Source organism: Vibrio sp. THAF190c (assembly GCF_009363355.1).
GTDB lineage: Bacteria > Pseudomonadota > Gammaproteobacteria > Enterobacterales > Vibrionaceae > Vibrio > Vibrio fortis_A.
In genome coordinates this window covers 278,928-299,884 of the sequence record NZ_CP045338.1, presented here as the reverse complement: position 1 = coordinate 299,884, position 20,957 = coordinate 278,928, and the positions used below count along the sequence as shown (strand labels likewise).

Here is a 20,957-nt window from a genome sequence, read left to right as displayed (position 1 = left end):
GATTAAATACCAGAACCGTATTGCTCACCATCGTCTTCATGAAGACCACATTCGCGTTTTAAACCATTAAATCGCGTTTCTTCTTCGGTCATACCCGGCTCCCACTTCTTAGTAGTGTGAGTATCACCAATGGATAAGTAACCCTCTTCTCGTAGTGGGTGATAACTCAAACCATGCTCTTCTAAGTAATAATGAACATCTTTATTACTCCAGTCGATGACAGGCAAGAACTTAAACACACCGTTTTGGATAGAGAGAATAGGAAGGTTTGCACGAGACTTAGATTGCTCTCTTCTCAAACCCGAGAACCAAACCCCTGCATCAAGCTCATCCAGTGCACGCCTCATTGGCTCGACTTTATTTAGCTTGTTGTACTTTTCTATCCCTTCTAAACCTTGTTCCCACAACTTGCCGTATTGCGCTTCTTGCCAATTCGGGCTCTGTTTCGCTCTAAAGACTTGAAGATTTAATGTCAGCTGCTGACTTAATTCATCAATAAAGCGGTACGTTTCAGGGAAAAGGTAACCAGTATCCGTCAAGATCACTGGAATGTCCGGTTTCGCTTGGGTCACAAGATGAAGCATTAACGCCGCTTGAATACCAAAACTAGATGAGACAACGTGATTGCCTTCTAGATTCTCTAGTGCCCACTTAACTCTTTGTTGAGCGGTTAGCGTCTCTAACTCAGCATTGATTTCTGAAAGACGGAGGATTTGCTCCGTCTTGGTTAATGCAAGCAGATCTGCCAACTTCAATTTGGAAGTCACAGAATTATGCATGTAAATCCCTCTTAGAAATGATCACTTCTTCAATGATGCCAGCGCGAATAGTGAAATCACCGAACCCTTCGCCCTCTTCTCTTTCATTTGCCCAACGAGCCACCAGCTCATCGATCTCTTGAAGGATTTGTGCAGAGGTGATGTTCTCTTTATACATCTTAGGAATTCGTGTACCCGCTCGGTTACCACCTAAGTGCATGTTGTAACGACCCGGAGCCTTACCCACTAGACCAAGCTCTGCTAGCATCGCTCGACCACAACCATTCGGACAACCTGTAATACGCAGGATAATGTTGTCATCTTCCGGTAAGCCGTGCTTCTTAAGAATGCCTTCCACATCAGTCACAAACTCCGGAAGGAAACGTTCTGCTTCAGCCATTGCTAATGGACACGTTGGGAACGCCACACATGCCATTGAGTTTTTACGCTGCTCGGTTACCGCATCGTCCATCAGACCATATTCACGAGCAAGCTTCTCGATCTTGGCTTTCTGACTCTTTGGCACACCTGCAACAATTAAGTTTTGGTTTGCTGTCATACGGAAGTCGCCTTTATGGATCTTAGCGATTTCAGCAACACCTGTTTTAAGAGGCTTACCTGGGAAATCCAGTAGACGACCGTTCTCAATGAATAGTGCTAAATGGAATTTACCATCGATACCTTCAGACCAACCTATGCGATCGCCTCGACCAGTAAACTCATAAGGGCGGCTATCAGAAAACTTCACGCCTGCACGTTTCTCTACTTCGGCCTTAAAGACATCAATACCAACACGGTCTAGTGTGTACTTGGTTTTTGCGTTCTTACGGTTAGAACGGTTACCCCAATCACGTTGTGTTGTTACCACCGCAGCAGCCACATCTAATGTGTTTGCTAGTGGTACAAAACCAAAGTCATCAGCTTTACGTGCATAAGTCGACGTATCACCGTGAGTCATTGCGAGACCACCACCGACAAGCACATTAAAGCCCACCAGCTTGCCGTCTTCTGCAATTGCCACGAAGTTCAAGTCATTGGCGTGCACATCCACATCATTCTGTGGCGGGATCACTACCGTGGTTTTGAATTTACGAGGTAGATAGTTGCTGCCTAGAATCGGCTCTTCATCGGTCGTTTCTAGTTTCTCGCCATCTAGCCAGATCTCAGCATAAGCACGCGTTTTTGGTAGAAGGTGCTCACTGATCTTCTTCGCCCACTCGTAAGCCTCTTGATGAAGCTCAGATTCTACTGGGTTAGTCGTACATAGCACGTTACGGTTTACGTCACCCGCTGTCGCGATCGAATCAATACCTATGCTGTTTAGCGTTTGGTGCATCAACTTGATATTTGGCTTCAAAACACCGTGAAACTGGAATGTTTGACGTGTAGTGAGTCGGATAGAACCATACGAAGTGCTCTCATCCGCGAATTTATCAATTGCTAGCCACTGCTTTGGTGTAATGATGCCACCCGGCATGCGCGCACGAAGCATCACATTGTGTAGCGGTTCTAGCTTTTGCTTTGCACGCTCGTTACGGATATCACGGTCATCTTGTTGATACATACCGTGGAAACGAATCAGCTGGAAGTTGTCTGCAGTAAAGCCACCTGTGATGCGATCTTGTAGATCGGCTTCAATGGTGCCACGCAGATGATTACTTTCACGCTTTAAACGTTCGTTGTCTGCTAATGGGCCAAGCACTTGGCCTAATACTTCTTGCTCTATTACTTGCTTGCTCATTAGTACACATCCCTTTGGTAACGTTTCGCTCTACGTAGATCGTTAATATATTCTTCAGCTTGCTCTCGGCTCTGCTTGCCTTGTTCTTGTGCGATTGTGATCAGTGCTTCGTTGACATCTTTTGCCATACGAGTCGCATCACCACATACGTATAGGTAAGCGCCCTCTTGTATCCACTGCCACACTTGTTCAGCTTGCTCGATAAGACGGTCTTGAACGTACACCTTCTCTTGCTGGTCACGGCTAAATGCCACATCAAGCTTGGTTAGCGCGCCTGACTTCAAGTATTTCTGCCATTCAACTTGGTATAGGAAATCTTGAGTGAAGGTACGGTCGCCAAAGAACAACCAGCTATTGCCTTCAGCATCATTGTTGTCACGTTCTTGAATGAAGCTACGGAATGGTGCGATACCTGTACCTGGGCCAATCATGATGATAGGCGTTGCATCATCTTGAGGAAGTTTGAAGTTATTGTTGTTCTCTACGAACACTTTCACTTCACCGCCTTCTTCTAAGCGCTGAGCTAAGAAGCTTGATGCGCCACCTTGACGAGACTCATCACCTTTTTGGTATTCCACTAAACCGACTGTTAGGTGAACCTCTTCATCAACTTCAGATTGGCTTGATGCGATTGAGTAAAGACGCGGCGTAAGCTTGCGTAGCAGACCAACCAGTTCATCAGCAGATAGTTTTGTTTTCTTCTCTGCTAGAACATCAACGACCTGAGTATTACCAGCGTATTCACGAAGCTTGTCTTTATCTTCCACCAGCTTTGCTAGCTTCTTACTGCCCGATAACTCTGCGAACTTAGTTACTAGCTGCGGGTTAGATGCCGTGATCTCGTATTTGCTGACTAGAGCACTATGAATAGAAAGACTCTCACCATCTACATCAACACTCTCTACGCCAGAAAGACCTACTTTCGCTAGGATTTGATTTGCTAGCTCTGGGCTGTTTTCAAACCACACGCCCAATGCGTCACCCGGTTGGTAAGTAATACCCGACTCGTCCAGATCGATTTCGATATGACGAACGTCTTTACCTGAATCACGACCGGTGATCTTTTGACTGGTAAGCAGTGTTGCTGTGTATGGATTCTGTTTGGTGTAAAGGCTATGACCTGCCGCTTGTTGGCCAACAGGAAGTTGAACCACCTCAGCTTCAGTACCTGAAGATAGTGCCTCTTTCACTTTCTCAAGTGCTGATGCGCGCCACTCTTCTGCTGGTGCTTCGTAGTCCACATCTAGATCAACACGATCAATAAATGGCGTCGCGCCGAGTTTAGATAGGAAGCTATCGAAATCTTTACCGGTTTGGCAGAAGAACTCATAGCTTGAGTCACCAAGACCGATGACACCATATTGTAGGTTCGGTAGCTTAGGTGCTTTCTTCGACTGAAGGAATTCATGCAGCTCAATCGCGTTATCAGGGGCTTCGCCCTCACCGTTGGTTGAAGCAACGAAGATAACGTGTGTTTCTTTCGCTAAGTTCTTACCTTTGTAGTCACTCGCGTCAAATAGCTCAACCGCAATGCCTTGTGCTTTTGCTTCAGACTCTAGCGCTTCCGCGACACCCTTTGCGTTACCCGTTTGAGAAGCAAAGATGATGCTTAGCTTACCTGCAGGTTTAGCCGCAACCACAGCTGCTGCTTGAGCAATAGGTGCAGCTGCCGCTGAAGGTTGGTTTTGGCTTACACCCCATAGATAACCACTTACCCAAGCAAGCTGTTGCGGTGAAAGTTCTGAAACACTCTGTTGAAGATGACCTAATTGTTGATCATTTAATGGTGCAGCTAAGCCCGGTAGTTCGTTGCTACCTGCTTGTGCGTTATTCTGTGAAGACTCTTTCTTATTTAAAGACATGGTCACGACATCCCTAATCATTGCGTGACGATAGATTAACCACTCCTTTTAATAACAAGAAAGAATAGAAAAGTATGTTTTATAACTTTTTGGAAGTAAAAAGCCGTTGTTGGCTTATCTACTGTTGCTGATTTTCGATGCGTACCTGTTGAAATCCGACGGCCATTGCGGACTTTGATGCGAGGTCGAGGTCAGCATAATGGCACTCTTCACCGTGTACATCGGTCAACAATACAAAGCCGCCGCTCATGTGTCGAAACTCCACAACCCATGCCCCTTCTTGGATTGAGGGCTCTATGATTGCTTCCACCAGCAGATTTTCTCGATATAGAGTGCGTAATTCATTGAGTGTCATATCCCATCCTTTGCTGTGACTCTGCAATACTGTGTCTTTTAATAATAGACGTCGATTGAAGCAATGCATAAGAATCCCCAAAAGTGATGGGAGTACTAACTCATTCCAGATTGGTATATCCAAAACAAAAAACGCCACTGAGAGTCAGTGGCGTTTTCATATTATTCAACTTGGCTTATCGCCTGTAGTCGTGCAATCGCGATAATTAGAAGCGAACTTCTGCACCCGCAAACCAGCCATCAACCATCACGAAGCTCTTACCTAGGTCAGAAGTAAAGAACTCATCAGAGTCTAGATCGATAACGCGGTAGCCACCACGTAGCGCAACTTGTGTGTCGGCAACTGGTATTCGGTACTGAACCCCCGCCATTAGGTCCGTGCTCTTAATACCGCTACTATCACCAAACTCCATTGTTCCGATGATATCGAAGTTAGTATCAGGAACATTAATTTCTGCGTTACCGTAAAAGCTCCACGTCAGCTCATCGAAATCCGTTTGAGCACCGCCCGTTTTAGGTTCAACGTAGTTTGAATTTGAGTACTGAGTGAAAGTTACACCCGCATCAAAGTTCATTAACTTGTGTTCTAGCAGTGTGTAGTAGAAGGTGTAATCGTACTTATCAAAAGCCAATGCATCAGCATCCACTGACGTGTAACGAATACTTGCGTTCGGCAACATTGGGAACTTGTGCTCAAATGCAAAGTACAAAGACGGCGATTGTGAATCATCTTGTCTTACTTCATTAAGCTTTGTACTTCCCCACCACATATCGGCACCGACTTTCGCCGTGTAGAAAGGTTCTTCTTGAGCAGACGTTGTCGAACTTAAAGATAACATTCCCACTAAAGCAATTAATGGCATTTTATTCATTTGAGAGAGCTCCCGTTCCATTGCGTTGTACTAATTCTAAGTACATTCATAGACTAATGAGTAAAATTCTACCACACATATGCACAACGGATGCGATAAACATCCGTTGCGATCAAATTTGACGTTGCCATGACTTTCGAGCAGTAACCCATTAATAACGACGAGGATTAGAGCTGTTTACTACGTTCTTGAAGAACCAAATACCAATCGCGATGACAATCAACCAAGGTAATATTTTTAGTACCGCTCCTACCATACCCAGTACGACCATCACGACGAGTGCAAGTCCTGTTGCCGCTAATACCGTCATAAAGGTAATGCCTGTTACCAATAGCGTCGCAACGAAGATAAGAACAAAGATTAATTCAAACATAATGGTCTCCTATGATGACCTGTTTCTCTTAATCTTACTTATTGCAGCTTCCATACCAACACGAAATAAAAATAAAACCCTTAAAAATCAAGCAAATAAAAAGCCGCACATTTTCATGCATGGCTTTAGACTTCTTGTTAATGGTTAAAATAGCCAATAGTGGTAAATTTCGCCTAGATAATAAACCTAGAGATTACACATTCAATTCTTTAGGAATTTTCGCCAGTGCAGTTTGCATCACTTCGATACCTGCACCTTTCTTATGCGCGTTCTCACTGATGTAACGACGCCACTGTCTTGCACCCGGCATGCTTTGGAACAGACCAAGCATATGACGAGAGATATGACCTAGGCTCGCACCTTTCATCAGTTCTTGCTCAATGTACGGGTACATCTCTTCAACAACCTGCGAACGTTTCTTGATTGGTGTGTCTAAACCGAAGATCTGCTGATCCACTTCAGCCAGAATATATGGGCTATGGTAAGCCTCACGGCCAATCATTACGCCATCTAAGTGCTGAAGGTGTTCTTTGGTCTGCTCTAGCGTAGTAATGCCGCCATTCACCGCAATCACTAAGTCAGAGAAATCTTTCTTCACTTGGTAAGCACGTGTGTAGTCTAGCGGTGGGATCTCACGGTTCTCTTTCGGGCTCAAGCCACTCAGCCAAGCTTTACGAGCGTGAATGGTAAATTGCTCACAGCCGCCTTTCTCTGAAACCGTTGAGATGAACTTAGTTAGGAACTCGTATGAGTCCTGCTCATCGATGCCAATACGCGTTTTTACTGTGATAGGGATATCGGTGACTTCTTTCATCGCTGATACACAATCCGCCACCAGCTCTGGCTCAGCCATTAGGCATGCACCAAAGCGACCATTTTGAACACGATCAGATGGGCAACCTACGTTAAGGTTCACTTCATCGTAGCCACGCTCAGCTGCTAACTTCGCACATTCCGCCAAATCAACTGGATTTGAGCCACCTAATTGAAGCGCCACTGGGTGCTCTTGCTCGCTGTACTCTAGGAAATCACCTTTACCATGCAGTATTGCGCCTGTCGTTACCATTTCCGTATATAGAAGAGTCTGCTGAGACAGCAGGCGATGGAAGTAGCGACAGTGACGATCAGTCCAATCGAGCATTGGAGCAACAGAAAGTCTACATGAATGTGTCATGGTAAATACCCTAATTACGAGTCAAACGTACTTATTGGCGCAGCCAACAAAAGTGAAGTCGGCTATTGTAAAGGCTATACCTTGTTTGCGCTATATGATCTTTACCTCACACTTTTATATTTCAACCCATTCACAGAGCCTCTATTTTGACGTCAATAATCAGTTATATCTTGAGTCATGCGGTCATTTTGAGTTACCTTGTCTTATTCAAAGTCATAAGTCACAATACGCTCTGTACCTGACTTTTATTGAAATTAAGGACACCTCGCTGATTTTACTGTCAAAATAGTAAGTAGTTAGAGACGTCCCTTTGTATGGTGAAAAATTTGGACCAAACATTAATAGAGCAAGTTGAAGGGATATGCGCATCACGAGGCGTTCGTTTAACACCTCAAAGAAAGCGAGTGTTTGAGCTTATCTTAGCGAATAAAAAAGCCTCTAGTGCTTATGAGTTACTGGAACAGCTTAAGCAAAGTGAACCTCAGGCCAAACCACCTACTGTATATCGCGCTTTAGACTTTTTGTTGGAACAAGGTTTCATTCACCGAGTTGAGTCAACAAACAGCTTTATTTGCTGCTGCTCTTGTAATGCTCACAAACATTTCTCACAGCTGCTAATCTGTGATAAGTGTGGCAGCGTTATCGAATTGCAAGACGATGACCTGATATCTCAACTCGCTAACAATGCAGACAAGCACGGCTTTCGATTGACCAACCACGTCATCGAATCTCATGGCACTTGCCAAGCCTGCTCGACTGAGCTGAAAGATTAAGATTATAGAAGAACATTATGCGCGCTGAATTTGTAAACCCGTTTTTAGCCTCTCTCATGAATGTGCTGAAAACGATGGCTTCTCTAGAATTGAAGCCACAGAAACCTAGAGTTAAAAAAGATGAAATCGCTCGTGGTGATGTCTCTGGTTTAATCGGTATGGTTGGCCCACAGTCTCGTGGTTCAATGTCGATCACTTTTGATGAAGGCCTAGCGCTAGAAATCATGCAGAACATGCTGGGTGAGCGCCCTAACGGTCTAAACGAAGAAGTTACCGATATGGTTGGTGAGATCACTAACATGGTAACGGGCGGTGCAAAGCGTATCCTTGCTGAAAGTGGCTTCGATTTTGATATGGCAACACCGATTGTTGTATCAGGCAAAGGGCACACTATTCGTCACAAGTGTGAAGGTGCAATCATCATCATGCCGTTCTCATCTCAATGGGGTAATGCCTTCATCGAGATCTGTTTCGAATAACAGCATCGAACGTTCGACTTTAAAGAAAGCGAATTGAAAGAAAGGTTGGCGCAGTGCCAGCCTTTTTTATTGCCTGCTATTTATCGAAGTACAAGGCTTACTTTGGAAAAACAAAAACGCCAGCTCGAAGGCTGGCGTTTCTTTTTACCGGTTCAACTCAATTAAGCTTTAAGCGCTTTAAATGCGTTGATTAGACCGTTAGTTGAGCTATCGTGAGATGTCACTTCTGCGTCATCAGCAAGCTCAGGTAGGATTTGGTTCGCTAGTTGCTTACCAAGCTCTACACCCCATTGGTCGAAGCTGAAGATGTTCCAGATAACGCCTTGTACGAAGATCTTGTGCTCGTACATCGCGATTAGGTTACCCAGAGTGCGAGGCGTGATTTGCTTAACTAGGATAGAGTTTGTTGGGCGGTTACCTTCAAACACTTTAAATGGTACTAGTTCTGCTACCTCTTCAGCTGTTTTACCTGCTGCTAGGGATTCAGCTTCTACTGTCTCTTTTGTCTTACCGAATGCTAGTGCTTCAGTTTGAGCAAAGAAGTTAGACATTAGCTTCTGGTGGTGATCAGATGCTGGGTTGTGGCTGATAGCTGGAGCAATGAAGTCAGAAGGGATCAGCTTAGTACCTTGGTGAATCAGCTGGTAGAAAGCGTGCTGGCCGTTTGTACCAGGCTCACCCCAGATGATTGGACCCGTTTGGTATTCCACTGGGTTACCGTCACGGTCAACAAACTTACCGTTAGATTCCATGTTACCTTGCTGGAAGTACGCAGCAAAACGGTGCATGTATTGGTCGTAAGGTAGGATTGCTTCAGACTCAGCGCCGTGGAAGTTGTTGTACCAAATACCGATTAGCGCGAGGATAACTGGAATGTTGCTTTCAAACTCAGTTGAAGCAAAGTGGTTATCCATGTCGTGAGCACCTTCAAGAAGCTCAACGAAGTTGTCGAAACCTACAGACAGTGAAATCGATAGACCGATTGCAGACCATAGAGAGTAACGACCGCCAACCCAATCCCAGAATTCGAACATGTTGTCTGTATCGATACCAAACTCAGCTACCGCAGTTGCGTTAGTAGATAGCGCTGCGAAGTGCTTAGCTACGTGTGCTTCATCACCCGCTTCCGCAAGGAACCAATCACGTGCAGAGTGTGCATTAGTCATTGTTTCTTGAGTTGTAAACGTCTTAGAAGCCACTAGGAATAGTGTTGTTTCTGGGTTTACTTTCTTCAGTGTTTCAACGATGTGAGTACCATCAACGTTAGACACGAAGTGCATGTTTAGGCGTGTTTTGTATGGTGTTAGGGCTTCAGTCACCATGTATGGACCTAGGTCCGAACCACCGATACCAATGTTTATAACATCAGTGATCTCTTTACCTGTGTAGCCTTTCCACTCGCCTGATACGATGCGGTGTGTGAAGAGTTCCATTTTTGCTAGAACAGCATTTACAGCAGGCATTACATCTTTACCATCAACCATCACTGGCTTATCGCTGCGGTTACGCAGAGCAGTGTGAAGAACTGAACGACCTTCAGTTTGGTTGATTGCGTCACCTTTGAACATTGCTTCGATTGCAGATTTAACTTCTGTTTCGTTAGCAAGTGCGAATAGGTGCTGCATCGTTTCTGCATCGATAAGGTTCTTAGAGTAATCGACTAAGATGTCTGAACCGAAGCGAGTAGAGAACGCGTCAAAACGCTTTGCATCTTGAGCGAATAGCTCTTTTAGCTCCATATCTTGAGCAGATTCAAAGTGTGCAGTTAGAGATTTCCACGCTTGTGTTTGCGTTGGGTTGATATTTTTCAACATGGTAACTATCCCGATGTTACTTTAGGTTTTATTCTCAATATCATTAATGTGATAAGAGAACCCCCGATTAGGCAAAAGCTCTATGATTCGGTGACGACAAAGATTTCATCATCACTGAAAGATTCTTTGTAATTTTTTTTCACGGCGTATTATGCCGTATATAACCATCAGCGCCTTGAGATAAATCACGGTTCGTTTTTGTGAACCACTAACTGGCGCTGATTTCGGTTCTACACTGTAGAAGTGTGAACTAAACCCTGTAAATTCAAGTTCAAAAGATAGCGTTAAACCGCTTTTTTGCCAAATACATTATAGAGGATGCTATATGTGGTTTCAGAAGACTATTCACCTCAATGCACGAAAGCGTGGATTTCATCTCATTACTGATGAAATTGAACAACACATCAACGACATTAATTGTCCAACTGTTGGTTTATTACACTTATTTATCCAACATACTTCTGCGAGCTTAACCCTCAATGAAAACGCAGATCCTACCGTACGTGCGGATATGGAGTCGCACTTTAATCGCTATGTACCTGAGAGAGCGCCGTACTATCGACACACTTATGAAGGCGACGACGACATGCCAGCACACATTAAAGCATCGCTTCTGGGCAATAGTGTGACAATCCCTATTACCAATGGTCGATTAGCTTTAGGAACATGGCAGGGCATTTACTTAGGTGAACATCGTGATTTCGGCGGTAGCCGCACCGTAATCCTAACCATCCAAGGTGAATAACGCAGAAAAACCTTAATTGAATCAATAAAAAAGAGTGGTGCGTTTCCACGACCACTCTTATTCATAGAGCTTTAGGCCTACGGTAGGCCAAATACTTTTTAAGCTCAGTTGAGCGAGAACATTAGCTTTAGAAGGGTTGGTTTATCATAACCCTAAAGGTACCTTCATCATCGCCTCGGGCTAATTCTGCTCGCACCACAATGCCTTCTACCTGAAAGCGCACCGCACCACCCAAACTCCATTTCATATCGGTATGCAGTGTTTTTACATCGTACTCATCAGCCACTCGCCCTACTTCGGCAAAAGCAACCCACTGCCACCACGGCAAGTCGTAGTAGTTAATCAGAGGAATGTCTTCCAATGGCTGCCACTCAGGTAACACACGATACTCCGCAGAGTAATGAACCGCAGAGCGGCCATGGAATCTACCACCGGTATAGCCTCTTAGTCGGTACAGACCACCAAGACGCGCTTGTTCTGTTTCAGGCGGACGAGCACACTCCTGACCAGAACAGTTATTCCACGTTGGTGTATCCGCAGTATAAAAGTCAAAAGCCAGCACTTGCTGATCAAACCAATCTCCAAGTGGACCTAATGCGTAGTATTGGCTGTTTTGAAATGTCCATTTAAACCAAGGATCACTCCCAGACCAATCGTCAGCCCCCGTCGTCAACTTTAACAAAGAGTGTGAACCTTTGGTTGGGTTACGAGTACTGTCTCGGTTATCCCAATCAAAGCTTAAATTAAAGCCTGTCGCTTTCTCGGTTTGGTTGAGATCTTTGAGGTCACGAGAGGTATAAAACGGCGTAAAGATAATCGAACTCACGCCAGACTCTAGCGGAGAGGCGAAGCTGACGTCTTTAATCGGTTGGAACGCACCCAAAAGACCATGCTCTGCGACATTCCCCCAAGGCAACAAATACTTAAACTCAGCTTGATAGTTTTGCTCGTGACCATCAGCGATGGTTTTATCCAGATCAGAAGAGTCATTGCTGCCCTGATCACCGAGATAATATGGATTGTCATTAAAACGAGCTTGGTACATCTGAGTACTAAACAGCAGGTTTTGCGACAACGCGTAGTTAAAAGCGGACAAGAAGACGACGTAGCTGTCTTTATCGGAATAGAGCGCGGTACCAAACAATGCTGCTTGTGGCTGCCCTACCCCTTTTGCGACACCAGCAACCCCAAAGGTATTACCCATGGTTTCAGTACTGAAGTAGAAGGGAACAAACGCAGAGTCTTTGGGTTCTTTCTCTGGTTTATCTGAGGCTTGAGCAGGAGTAAAAACCAGCGAGGCCGCCAGCGTTATAGCACTGGCAAACCACCTTTTTTTACCGCTCACGATTTCACGTACTCCATCGCGACACGTGAAGTGAGTTTGGTAACCAATTCATAAGCGATAGTGCCGATGTGAGACGCAACCTCTTCAGAAGGCAGAGCCTTACCCCACAAGGTTGCTTCGTCACCCACTTGGTCGGTGGCATCAGGGCCTAAATCAACAGTCAACATGTCCATAGAGACACGACCTGCAATCGGCACTTTGCGACCATTGATGAATACCGGTGTGCCGTTAGGTGCGGTACGCGGGTAACCATCACCGTAACCAATTGCGATCACGCCCATTTTGGTATCGCGGTCGCTGGTCCAGTTACCACCATAGCCAACGCTTTCACCTGCTTTAAGGTCACGGACTGCAATCAGGTGCGAAGTCAGGGTCATCACAGGCTGAAAGCCTAGGTCTTGTGCCGTCTGTTCTACAAACGGAGAGACGCCGTAAGAGATAATCCCAGGGCGGACCCAATCTAAGTGGCTCTCTGGCCATGCTAGCAAGCCTGCCGAGTTTGCCAAGGAGCGCTCACCCTCGCAACCCTCCGTTAAGGACAGGAATAGTTCTGTTTGTTGCTGTGTGGTGCCTTTATCTAACTCATCTGCACAACCAAAGTGGCTCATATAACGCAGCGGTTTAGCGACATTAGGGCACTGATGAAGACGCTCCACAAAGTTTTGATACTGCTCAGAGCGAACCCCTAAGCGATGCATACCACTATCCACCTTCAACCAAACAACAACCGGAGCTTCAAGCTTGGTATTTTCTAGCGCACTTAACTGCTCTTCACAGTGGACCACGGTTTGAATGTTGTTGGTAACAAGGATCGGCAAATCACCTGAAGAGTAAAAACCTTCAAGCAATAGAATCGGTTGCACAATACCGCCCGCACGCAGTTGAAGCGCTTCTTCAATGCGAGCTACACCGAACGCATCGGAGTTTTTAGAGTGTTTAGCAATCTGCAGTAAGCCGTGACCGTAGCCATTGGCTTTAACCACCGACATTACTTTACATTGAGGCGCCTTCGACTTTATCTGACGAAGGTTATGCTCTAGTGCATTGAGATCAATGCTCGCGGTCGCCGCTTTCATGTACGTCATTAAGCGTTACTCATCATCAAATGCAGGACCTGCATAGTTATCAAATCGAGAGTGCTGACCTTGGAAGGTCAAACGAACCGAACCGATTGGGCCGTTACGCTGCTTACCGATAATAATTTCCGCGATACCTTTTAGTGAGCTGTCTGGGTTATAAACCTCATCACGGTAGATAAACATGATTAAGTCGGCATCTTGCTCAATCGAGCCCGATTCACGCAAGTCCGAGTTAACAGGGCGCTTATCAGCACGTTGCTCTAGGGAACGGTTAAGCTGGGAAAGTGCCACAACAGGAACATTCAGCTCTTTCGCTAAAGCTTTCAGAGAGCGAGAGATCTCGGCAATTTCCAAGGTACGGTTATCAGAAAGAGACGGCACACGCATCAGTTGAAGGTAGTCGATCATGATCATTGAAAGACCATCGTGCTCACGAGCAATACGACGTGCACGTGAACGTACTTCGGTTGGCGTTAGGCCTGAGCTGTCATCGATGTACATATTCTTCTTGTCCATGAGGATGCCCATGGTTGAAGAGATACGAGCCCAATCTTCGTCATCCAACTGACCAGTACGAATCTTGGTTTGGTCTACGCGAGAAAGAGACGCAAGCATACGCATCATCAGCTGTTCGCCCGGCATCTCTAGCGAGAAGATAAGAACAGGCTTGTCTTGTTTCATTGCCGCGTTTTCACACAAGTTCATCGCAAAGGTCGTTTTACCCATCGATGGACGCGCTGCGACAATGATTAAGTCTGAGCCTTGTAGGCCAGCGGTTTTCTTGTTGAGGTCGTTAAAGCCGGTATCGACACCAGTCACACCATCTTGCGGCGTTTTGTATAGGATCTCGATACGCTCTAACGTTTTCTCTAGAATGCTGTCTACGTTTTGCGGGCCTTCGTTCTCGCTCGCACGACCTTCTGCAATCGCGAATACTTTACTCTCGGCAAGATCAAGCAGGTCTTCTGAGGTACGGCCTTGTGGGTCGTAACCTGAATCGGCGATCTCATTCGCGACACCAATCAGGCTACGTACTAGAGCACGCTGAGCGACGATATCCGCATACGCGTTAATGTTTGCCGCACTTGGGGTGTTTTTCGCAAGGTCAGCAAGGTAAGCGAAGCCGCCCACCTCTTCAAGTTGCTCACGCAGCTCTAAGTGTTCTGAGAGTGTAATAAGATCCAGAGGGGCACTTTCTTCTAGAATGTCTTTCACCGCTTCGAAAATCAGACGGTGTGGACGGCTATAAAAATCCTTCGCCACGACCTTCTCAGCAACCGTATCCCAGCGTTCGTTGTCCAGCAACAGGCCGCCAATCACGGATTGCTCAGCTTCTAATGAATGGGGCGGGACTTTAATCGCGTCCACCTGATCGTTGGCTGATTTCTGATTTCTGGTATCCACTATGACTACACTCAAATAACTAATAATGATCGCTCATTATACCCAAGAACATTCATTTGTAATGCTATGGAGTGGGTTTGTTTTACTCTTAAGTAAGAATTTACCTATTGCTGACTCAAATCACCAAGGGTAGCATTACGATCCTCCACCCATTCACTGTCCTAATGAGGTATGCGTGTCCAAATTATTTGCTCTTAGCCTTGGTCTACTGAGCACTCCATTAGCTTTGGCTAATGACACAGAATCCTCTGTTGATAAGCTTCTTGACTCAATAGAAGTGGCTGAGCCTTTAGAGCCAGCTGAAGAGTTACAATTAGAAGCAGCAACAGATGTTGTGGATATGGATATCGCGCCGAGTGACACAGACACTGAACCTGCAGATCCGCTCACGACCGAAGTCGAATTTGGATATCAGTCGCATACTGGTAATTCTGACTCTCGCTCGTTAAACGCACGCCTCAGCGCCGAATACACAGAAGGGCGTCACCGTAGTACGGGTGAATGGAAGTATTACAACCTTTACAAAGATGGCGAAGAAGACAAGAGACAGTCGACTTACACAGCTCAGAGTGACTATAAGTTAAGTCCAAAAACCTACCTTTACGGAAGTTTTAAAGGCGTAGACTCTCGCTACAGTGCTTACTTTAAGGATTATACGATTTCGACGGGTTTAGGTTATCAGTTCTCAAATACTGAAACCTTCGTGTTAGAGTTCGAACTTGGTCCTGGTTTTCGTTACCAAGAACCCAACCTAGATGAAATCGATGATGACGATATTATCTTTCCAGAGATCGTCGAAGAGGGTATTTTCCGAGGCAATTTAAACTCGTCTTGGCAAGTACTGCCTAATCTGAGCTTCAATGCGGATATGACGTTGGTATCAGGTAGAAGTAACCTAAGACTCGACACCGACCTCGAGGCCGTAAATGACATCACCGAAAACATCGCACTCAAGATTGCACACTCACGTCAGTACCACGATAAAGTGCCAAATGGCTTAGATAAAGCAGACTCTGTGCTTTCTGTGAATCTGTTATTCCAATTCTAAGAGCACTCTCAACAACTTTTAGGGTAAAAAGATCATCATAGGCTTTTTACCTATCGTAACTCTTACCCCTCATACCTGTACAACAAACCTTGGCCGCTCGCCTGAATTCCAGACATAAAAAAACACCAGCCGAAGCTGGTGTTTTAAAACTTTCAAAAGAAAGAATTCGTCTTTTAACTGAAATTACTCAGCAGCAACGATAGCGATGTTCGCTGTAGCAAATACTTCAGAGTGAAGTTGGATGCTTACTTCGAATTCACCGATGTTACGTAGAGCGCCTTCAGGTAGGCGTACTTCGCTCTTAGCAACTTCAACACCTGCAGCTGTGATAGCGTCAGCGATGTCGCGAGTACCGATAGAACCGAATAGTTTACCTTCGTCACCAGCTTTAGAAGCGATAACAACAGCTTCTAGAGCGTTAACTTTCTCTGCGCGAGCTTCTGCAGCAGCTAGTTGCTCAGCAACTTTAGCTTCTAGTTCAGCACGGCGAGTTTCGAACATAGCAACGTTGTCTTTAGTTGCCATAACTGCTTTACCTTGTGGGATAAGGAAGTTACGAGCGTAGCCAGATTTAACGTTTACTTGGTCGCCAAGGCCACCTAGGTTACCGATCTTATCAAGTAGAATAACTTGCATTATCTTAGTCCTCTTAAACTTTTATTAACTCTTACCAATTACTGATGCTTGTCAGTGTATGGTAGAAGTGCTAGGTAACGAGAACGCTTGATAGCGCGAGCTAGTTGACGCTGATACTTAGCGCTTGTACCAGTGATACGGCTAGGTACGATTTTACCAGCTTCAGTGATGTAGTTTTTTAGAGTTGCTACGTCTTTGTAGTCAATCTCTTGTACGCCTTCTGCAGTGAAACGGCAGAATTTACGACGACGGAAGAAACGAGCCATGGGCTATCTCCTGATCTTAAATTTAAAAAAGCGGTCTTCCATAAATACCGAGGTAGTTACGAAGAACCTAAAACAAGTTGAGAATTTTTTAAGGCTTTACGCCAAAAAAGAATTACTCAGCAGATGCTTCTGGCTTAGCTTCTGTACGCTCTTCGCGACGAGGAGCACGCTCTGCACGCTCTTCTTTTTGCTTAAGCATAATAGATTGCTCAGTCACAGCGCCTTTAGTGCGCATGATCATGTTACGTAGAACTGCATCGTTGAAACGGAAAGCAGTTTCTAGCTCGTCGATCACTTCTTGACCAGCTTCAACGTTCATTAGAACGTAGTGAGCTTTGTGAAGCTTGTTGATTGGGTAAGCCATTTGACGGCGGCCCCAGTCTTCTAGACGGTGGATAGTACCGCCAGCTTCAGTGATAGAACCAGTGTAACGCTCGATCATGCCAGCAACTTGCTCGCTTTGATCAGGGTGCACCATGAATACGATTTCGTAATGACGCATTGGTTGCTCCTTACGGATTATTAGCTTCCACAGTTGGCTCAGTCATCCAGAGGAAGCAAGGAACTAAAGATAATTGACTGAGTTTTAAGGACGGCAAATATTATAGAAAGAACCCCTTATTGGCAAGTGGTATTTGGCGAATAATAAAACAGTTTTTCTTTCGCCATCTAGCCATCCGTGATTCTCTCAAGATCTACCTTAATTCGATAAAAACAAACGCCCACCAGCATGTGGTGGGCGTTAGAAATAAATCAATTTAATGAGTGATTTACTGCGCTAAACGCTGACGTACCGCTTCAAACAGACAAATACCAGAAGCCACTGAAACATTGAGGCTTGATACGCTACCTGCCATAGGGATCTTAATCAGATCATCACAGGTTTCACGCGTTAGACGACGCATACCGTCACCCTCTGCACCCATCACAACCGCTAGTGGGCCCGTCAGTTTTGCTTGGTAGATATCGTGTGTAGCTTCACCGGCTGTTCCCACAAACCACACGCCTTTCTCTTGTAGAGCACGCATGGTACGCGCCAGGTTAGTCACGCGAACTAGAGGAACCGTTTCTGCAGCACCACATGCCACTTTGCTTACTGTTGCTGTTAACGGCGAAGAGCGGTCTTTCGGTACGATTACAGCTGCAACACCTGCTGCATCTGCGTTGCGTAGACATGCGCCTAGGTTGTGCGGATCTGTCACACCATCAAGAACCAGCAGTAGAGGCTGTTCATGCTGAGCAAGAATGTCATCAAGGTCATTCTCATTCAGCTGCTTAGCTGGTTTCACCTTAGCGATGATACCTTGGTGATTAGCGCCTTGAGCTTTGTCATCCAGCACTTTACGACCCATTTGTTGGATAGACACCCCAAACTGCTGCAGTTGGTTCAACAGCGGTAATAGACGCTCATCTTGACGGCCTTTTAATACATAAGCCTCGATAAAGCGTGCTGGGTCTTTTTCTAGAACAGCCTTCACCGCGTGAATGCCGTAGATAAATTCGTTACTCATTGTCTACCTGTTCGGTTTGTTACGTTAAGGAGAGCAAACTGCGCCTCTCCTTAATTCACTATTCAATATCGAGTAGGCAGTACTTATGCCTACTCCTGTGTTAAGCCTTTGGCGCTTTTGGCTTACGCTTTGCCGTGCGCTTCTTTTTCGCTTTCGGCTTATCGGTACTCGCCGGTTTACGCTTCGGCTTTCTCTTGCTGCTTGTCCCTTCTTCACTGCTACCATCAGGGCGCTTGGTAGGCTCAACTAATGGTTTAGCACTGCTTCCTGGGCGGCGGCTTTTTACAGCTGCGCGTTTTTTGCTTTTCGCCTTTTTCGCAGCATCCGCTGCACGTTTCTTCGCGGTTTTACCTTTACCACGAGGCTTGCGGTCAGTATCGACAATATCAAAGTCAATCTGGCGGCTATCTAGATTTACCGCAGAGACCTTAACCTTCACTGAATCGCCAAGGCGGTAGATATTACCAGAACTCTCACCAATTAATCTCTGTCCAATTGGGTCAAATTGGTAGTAATCGTTGGCTAGTGACGTCACATGCACTAAGCCATCAATATGCAGCTCTGTCAGACGAACAAAGAAGCCAAAACCAGTTACGTTAGCAATCACACCCGGCATCTCTTCGCCAACGTGGTCTTGCATGTATTCACACTTCAGCCAATCCGACACTTCACGTGTGGCATCATCTGCACGACGCTCGGTTGTCGAACACTGCTCACCGTAGAAATCCATATCATCAAATGAGTAATGGTAACCACCAGTTGGCGTCCAACGGTCAGTGTTGCGGCCTTCACCTTTGGCAATCAGGTACTTGATCGCACGGTGTAGCAGCAAGTCTGGGTAACGACGAATCGGCGAAGTAAAGTGCGCATAGCGCTTCAGTGCTAAACCAAAATGACCACAGTTATCAGCGTTGTATACCGCTTGCTTCATAGAACGTAGCAGCATGGTTTGAATCAGTTCGCGGTCTTCACGCTCGTTAATCTGACGAATCAGTTGTGCGTAATCGGTTGGCGATGGCTGCAGGCCACCTTCCAAGCTTAGACCTAACTCACCCAAGAAGTCTTTAAAGCCCGCTAGGCGCTCTTCTCCTGGAGTCTCGTGGATTCGGTATAGAGCTGGCTCTTTGGCTTTTTCTACTAATGAAGCAGAAGCAATATTCGCCAGAATCATACACTCTTCGATGATCTTGTGAGCATCGTTGCGAATCACAGGTTCAATGCGGTCAATCTTACGATCAGCATTGAAGATGAACTTAGTTTCTACTGTTTCAAACTCAATCGCACCACGCTCATCACGAGTCTGCTTAAGCACTTTGTACATCTTATGCAGCTCTTCAAGGTGCGGTACTTCTTTCTCGTAACGCTGACGAAGCTCTTCATCACCATCGAGAATCGCGCCTACCTTGTTGTAAGTCAGACGCGCATGCGAGTTCATCACCGCTTCGTAGTGCTTGTAACCTGATAGCTTGCCGTTCTCTGAGATGGTCATTTCACACACCATACACAAACGGTCAACTTGTGGGTTCAGGGAACACAAACCATTCGATAGCACTTCTGGCAGCATCGGAACAACCTGAGATGGGAAGTAAACTGAGTTACCACGGTTAATCGCTTCTTTATCTAGGGCTGTATCTGGACGCACGTAGTAACTAACGTCAGCAATCGCTACCCATAAGCGCCAGCCACCACCTTTCTTCGCCTCACAGTAAACCGCATCATCGAAGTCACGTGCATCTTCACCGTCAATCGTCACCAAAGGCAGCTCACGTAAATCTACACGGCCTTCTTTCGCTTCTTCAGGTACATGTTCGCCTAGGTTTTCAATCTGTTTCTCAACCGCTTGCGGCCATTCATGAGGGATTTGGTGAGTGTGAATCGCAATCTTGGTCTCCATCCCCGGAGCCATGTTCTCACCCAAAACTTCCGTAACTTTACCCATCATATTGCGTGAACGACCACCACGATCCGTAATTTCGATCACCACAACGTTACCCATACGAGCACCGCCTTTATGCTCGGTTGGGATCAGAATGTCGTGACTGATTCGGGAATCATCAGGAACTACATAAGAGTGACCATACTCTAGGAAGAAGCGGCCGATTAACGGAGCTGTGCGTTCTTCAAGTACACGTACTAAACGACCTTCACGACGGCCGCGTTTGCTGTTGTCGGTTGGTTGTGCCAAAACGTAGTCACCGTGCATCAGTGTCTTCATCTGATGGTGTGGCAGTAGAATGTCGTCATCCTTGCCTTTGCTGCCATCAGGGCGTACCCAGCCGTGACCATCTTTATGACCAATCACATACCCTTTAATCAGCTCCAGCTTCTCTGGTAGTGCGTAGCATTGGCGACGCGTAAAGATCAACTGGCCATCACGCTCCATCGCACGCAGACGACGGCGCAAACCTTCATATTGGTCTTCGCCTGACAAACTTAATGCCTCGAACAGATCGTTGCGGTTCATTGGAATATTCGCGTCCGTCAGAAACGAAAGAATAAACTCGCGACTTGGAACTGGATTCTCGTAGTTTTGCGACTCTCGGTCTGCAAAAGGATCAGCATTAGCTGTGGTTGTCGTATTTTCTGACATCGGTATCTTTTTGGTCATAGGCGGGCCTGCTTAAGCAAGGAAGGGATATACATCTATTATATCCGATGCAACAGGTAAGCTACAGATATGCTTTAGAAAACCGACAAATTAGCTGAGATTGATACAAGTCTTC

The 20,957-nt window shown here is 45.8% G+C and carries 19 protein-coding genes and 1 pseudogene; 4 read left to right on the top strand and 16 right to left on the bottom strand.

The annotated features are described in order from the left end of the window. Positions 1-2: 2 nt before the first annotated feature. The 7 genes from FIV04_RS01410 to dusA all read right to left on the bottom strand — a co-directional run bounded on the left by FIV04_RS01410 (position 3) and on the right by dusA (position 7,134). Positions 3-779, bottom strand: coding sequence for a phosphoadenylyl-sulfate reductase (locus tag FIV04_RS01410; RefSeq protein WP_150872900.1), 777 nt, complete (start codon positions 777-779; stop codon positions 3-5). Beyond that, the gene (gene cysI, locus FIV04_RS01405) at positions 772-2,499 is read right to left on the bottom strand and encodes an assimilatory sulfite reductase (NADPH) hemoprotein subunit (RefSeq protein ID WP_032549868.1); all 1,728 of its coding nucleotides are present in this window, start codon (positions 2,497-2,499) and stop codon (positions 772-774) included. Before cysI ends, FIV04_RS01410 begins: the two co-directional genes overlap by 8 nt. Continuing rightward, positions 2,499-4,361, bottom strand: a complete 1,863-nt coding sequence (locus FIV04_RS01400) for an assimilatory sulfite reductase (NADPH) flavoprotein subunit (protein WP_152468067.1) — start codon at positions 4,359-4,361, stop codon at positions 2,499-2,501. Before FIV04_RS01400 ends, cysI begins: the two co-directional genes overlap by 1 nt. Before the next feature lie 118 nt (positions 4,362-4,479). After that, complete coding sequence (locus FIV04_RS01395) at positions 4,480-4,716, bottom strand: hypothetical protein (RefSeq protein ID WP_032549870.1); 237 nt, start codon at positions 4,714-4,716, stop codon at positions 4,480-4,482. 205 nt (positions 4,717-4,921) lie between these two features. Then, the gene (locus FIV04_RS01390; protein WP_032549871.1) at positions 4,922-5,587 is read right to left on the bottom strand and encodes a TIGR04219 family outer membrane beta-barrel protein; all 666 of its coding nucleotides are present in this window, start codon (positions 5,585-5,587) and stop codon (positions 4,922-4,924) included. 151 nt (positions 5,588-5,738) lie between these two features. Next, the gene (gene pspG, locus FIV04_RS01385) at positions 5,739-5,960 is read right to left on the bottom strand and encodes an envelope stress response protein PspG (protein WP_032549872.1); all 222 of its coding nucleotides are present in this window, start codon (positions 5,958-5,960) and stop codon (positions 5,739-5,741) included. A gap of 193 nt (positions 5,961-6,153) precedes the next feature. After that, on the bottom strand, positions 6,154-7,134 hold the full coding sequence (dusA, locus tag FIV04_RS01380) for a tRNA dihydrouridine(20/20a) synthase DusA (RefSeq protein WP_150872902.1): 981 nt from the start codon (positions 7,132-7,134) through the stop codon (positions 6,154-6,156). 314 nt (positions 7,135-7,448) lie between these two features. Between dusA and zur the strand changes: the two genes are divergently transcribed. Together zur and FIV04_RS01370 are read left to right on the top strand one after the other, a co-directional pair. Next, positions 7,449-7,907, top strand: coding sequence for a zinc uptake transcriptional repressor Zur (gene zur / locus FIV04_RS01375; protein WP_032549889.1), 459 nt, complete (start codon positions 7,449-7,451; stop codon positions 7,905-7,907). Between the two features lie 17 nt (positions 7,908-7,924). Next, complete coding sequence (locus FIV04_RS01370) at positions 7,925-8,386, top strand: chemotaxis protein CheX (RefSeq protein ID WP_032549890.1); 462 nt, start codon at positions 7,925-7,927, stop codon at positions 8,384-8,386. A 161-nt stretch (positions 8,387-8,547) separates the two neighbouring features. Here the strand turns inward: FIV04_RS01370 and pgi are convergent, their stop codons facing one another. Beyond that, positions 8,548-10,200, bottom strand: coding sequence for a glucose-6-phosphate isomerase (gene pgi / locus FIV04_RS01365; RefSeq protein WP_152468066.1), 1,653 nt, complete (start codon positions 10,198-10,200; stop codon positions 8,548-8,550). Between the two features lie 325 nt (positions 10,201-10,525). Between pgi and FIV04_RS01360 the strand changes: the two genes are divergently transcribed. Then, a complete protein-coding gene (locus tag FIV04_RS01360; RefSeq protein WP_150872903.1) occupies positions 10,526-10,945 on the top strand; it encodes a secondary thiamine-phosphate synthase enzyme YjbQ in 420 nt (139 codons plus the stop codon). Positions 10,946-11,072: 127 nt separating this feature from the next. On the opposite strand, the pseudogene FIV04_RS01355 reads toward FIV04_RS01360, so the two are convergent. From FIV04_RS01355 to FIV04_RS01345, 3 genes and pseudogenes are all read right to left on the bottom strand, one after another. After that, positions 11,073-12,191: pseudogene (locus FIV04_RS01355) on the bottom strand (BamA/TamA family outer membrane protein); the annotation flags it as partial. 95 nt (positions 12,192-12,286) lie between these two features. Further along, positions 12,287-13,375, bottom strand: coding sequence for an alanine racemase (alr, locus tag FIV04_RS01350; RefSeq protein ID WP_152468065.1), 1,089 nt, complete (start codon positions 13,373-13,375; stop codon positions 12,287-12,289). Between the two features lie 6 nt (positions 13,376-13,381). After that, positions 13,382-14,773 carry a replicative DNA helicase gene (locus tag FIV04_RS01345; RefSeq protein WP_084181823.1) on the bottom strand — a complete coding sequence of 464 codons (1,392 nt, stop codon included), beginning with the start codon at positions 14,771-14,773 and terminating at the stop codon, positions 13,382-13,384. Between the two features lie 175 nt (positions 14,774-14,948). Between FIV04_RS01345 and FIV04_RS01340 the strand changes: the two genes are divergently transcribed. Then, entirely contained in the window at positions 14,949-15,821 is an 873-nt protein-coding gene (locus FIV04_RS01340) for a DUF481 domain-containing protein (protein WP_253895363.1), read from the top strand. 183 nt (positions 15,822-16,004) lie between these two features. Here FIV04_RS01340 and rplI read toward each other — a convergent pair whose 3' ends face one another. The 5 genes from rplI to rnr form a co-directional block, all read right to left on the bottom strand. After that, positions 16,005-16,457: a 50S ribosomal protein L9 gene (rplI, locus tag FIV04_RS01335; protein ID WP_032549897.1), complete on the bottom strand. Its 453-nt coding sequence runs from the start codon at positions 16,455-16,457 to the stop codon at positions 16,005-16,007. Positions 16,458-16,495: 38 nt separating this feature from the next. Next, entirely contained in the window at positions 16,496-16,723 is a 228-nt protein-coding gene (rpsR, locus tag FIV04_RS01330; RefSeq protein WP_000090472.1) for a 30S ribosomal protein S18, read from the bottom strand. Between the two features lie 112 nt (positions 16,724-16,835). Further along, positions 16,836-17,225 carry a 30S ribosomal protein S6 gene (rpsF, locus tag FIV04_RS01325; protein ID WP_032549898.1) on the bottom strand — a complete coding sequence of 130 codons (390 nt, stop codon included), beginning with the start codon at positions 17,223-17,225 and terminating at the stop codon, positions 16,836-16,838. Positions 17,226-17,493: 268 nt separating this feature from the next. Continuing rightward, on the bottom strand, positions 17,494-18,234 hold the full coding sequence (gene rlmB / locus FIV04_RS01320; protein WP_032549899.1) for a 23S rRNA (guanosine(2251)-2'-O)-methyltransferase RlmB: 741 nt from the start codon (positions 18,232-18,234) through the stop codon (positions 17,494-17,496). Positions 18,235-18,334: 100 nt separating this feature from the next. Continuing rightward, positions 18,335-20,842: a ribonuclease R gene (gene rnr, locus FIV04_RS01315; RefSeq protein ID WP_152468063.1), complete on the bottom strand. Its 2,508-nt coding sequence runs from the start codon at positions 20,840-20,842 to the stop codon at positions 18,335-18,337. Positions 20,843-20,957 lie beyond the last annotated feature (115 nt).

Bases quoted from the DNA above. Each gene is read 5' to 3' on its own strand.
- alr (WP_152468065.1), bottom strand. From the start codon at position 13,375: ATGACGTACATGAAAGCGGCGACCGCGAGCATTGATCTCAATGCACTA.
- rpsF (WP_032549898.1), bottom strand. From the start codon at position 17,225: ATGCGTCATTACGAAATCGTATTCATGGTGCACCCTGATCAAAGCGAG.
- FIV04_RS01410 (WP_150872900.1), bottom strand. From the start codon at position 779: ATGCATAATTCTGTGACTTCCAAATTGAAGTTGGCAGATCTGCTTGCA.
- rlmB (WP_032549899.1), bottom strand. From the start codon at position 18,234: ATGAGTAACGAATTTATCTACGGCATTCACGCGGTGAAGGCTGTTCTA.
- FIV04_RS01370 (WP_032549890.1), top strand. From the start codon at position 7,925: ATGCGCGCTGAATTTGTAAACCCGTTTTTAGCCTCTCTCATGAATGTG.
- FIV04_RS01360 (WP_150872903.1), top strand. From the start codon at position 10,526: ATGTGGTTTCAGAAGACTATTCACCTCAATGCACGAAAGCGTGGATTT.
- pspG (WP_032549872.1), bottom strand. From the start codon at position 5,960: ATGTTTGAATTAATCTTTGTTCTTATCTTCGTTGCGACGCTATTGGTA.
- pgi (WP_152468066.1), bottom strand. From the start codon at position 10,200: ATGTTGAAAAATATCAACCCAACGCAAACACAAGCGTGGAAATCTCTA.
- zur (WP_032549889.1), top strand. From the start codon at position 7,449: ATGGTGAAAAATTTGGACCAAACATTAATAGAGCAAGTTGAAGGGATA.
- rnr (WP_152468063.1), bottom strand. From the start codon at position 20,842: ATGACCAAAAAGATACCGATGTCAGAAAATACGACAACCACAGCTAAT.
- rpsR (WP_000090472.1), bottom strand. From the start codon at position 16,723: ATGGCTCGTTTCTTCCGTCGTCGTAAATTCTGCCGTTTCACTGCAGAA.
- rplI (WP_032549897.1), bottom strand. From the start codon at position 16,457: ATGCAAGTTATTCTACTTGATAAGATCGGTAACCTAGGTGGCCTTGGC.
- FIV04_RS01395 (WP_032549870.1), bottom strand. From the start codon at position 4,716: ATGACACTCAATGAATTACGCACTCTATATCGAGAAAATCTGCTGGTG.
- cysI (WP_032549868.1), bottom strand. From the start codon at position 2,499: ATGAGCAAGCAAGTAATAGAGCAAGAAGTATTAGGCCAAGTGCTTGGC.
- FIV04_RS01390 (WP_032549871.1), bottom strand. From the start codon at position 5,587: ATGAATAAAATGCCATTAATTGCTTTAGTGGGAATGTTATCTTTAAGT.
- FIV04_RS01400 (WP_152468067.1), bottom strand. From the start codon at position 4,361: ATGTCTTTAAATAAGAAAGAGTCTTCACAGAATAACGCACAAGCAGGT.
- dusA (WP_150872902.1), bottom strand. From the start codon at position 7,134: ATGACACATTCATGTAGACTTTCTGTTGCTCCAATGCTCGATTGGACT.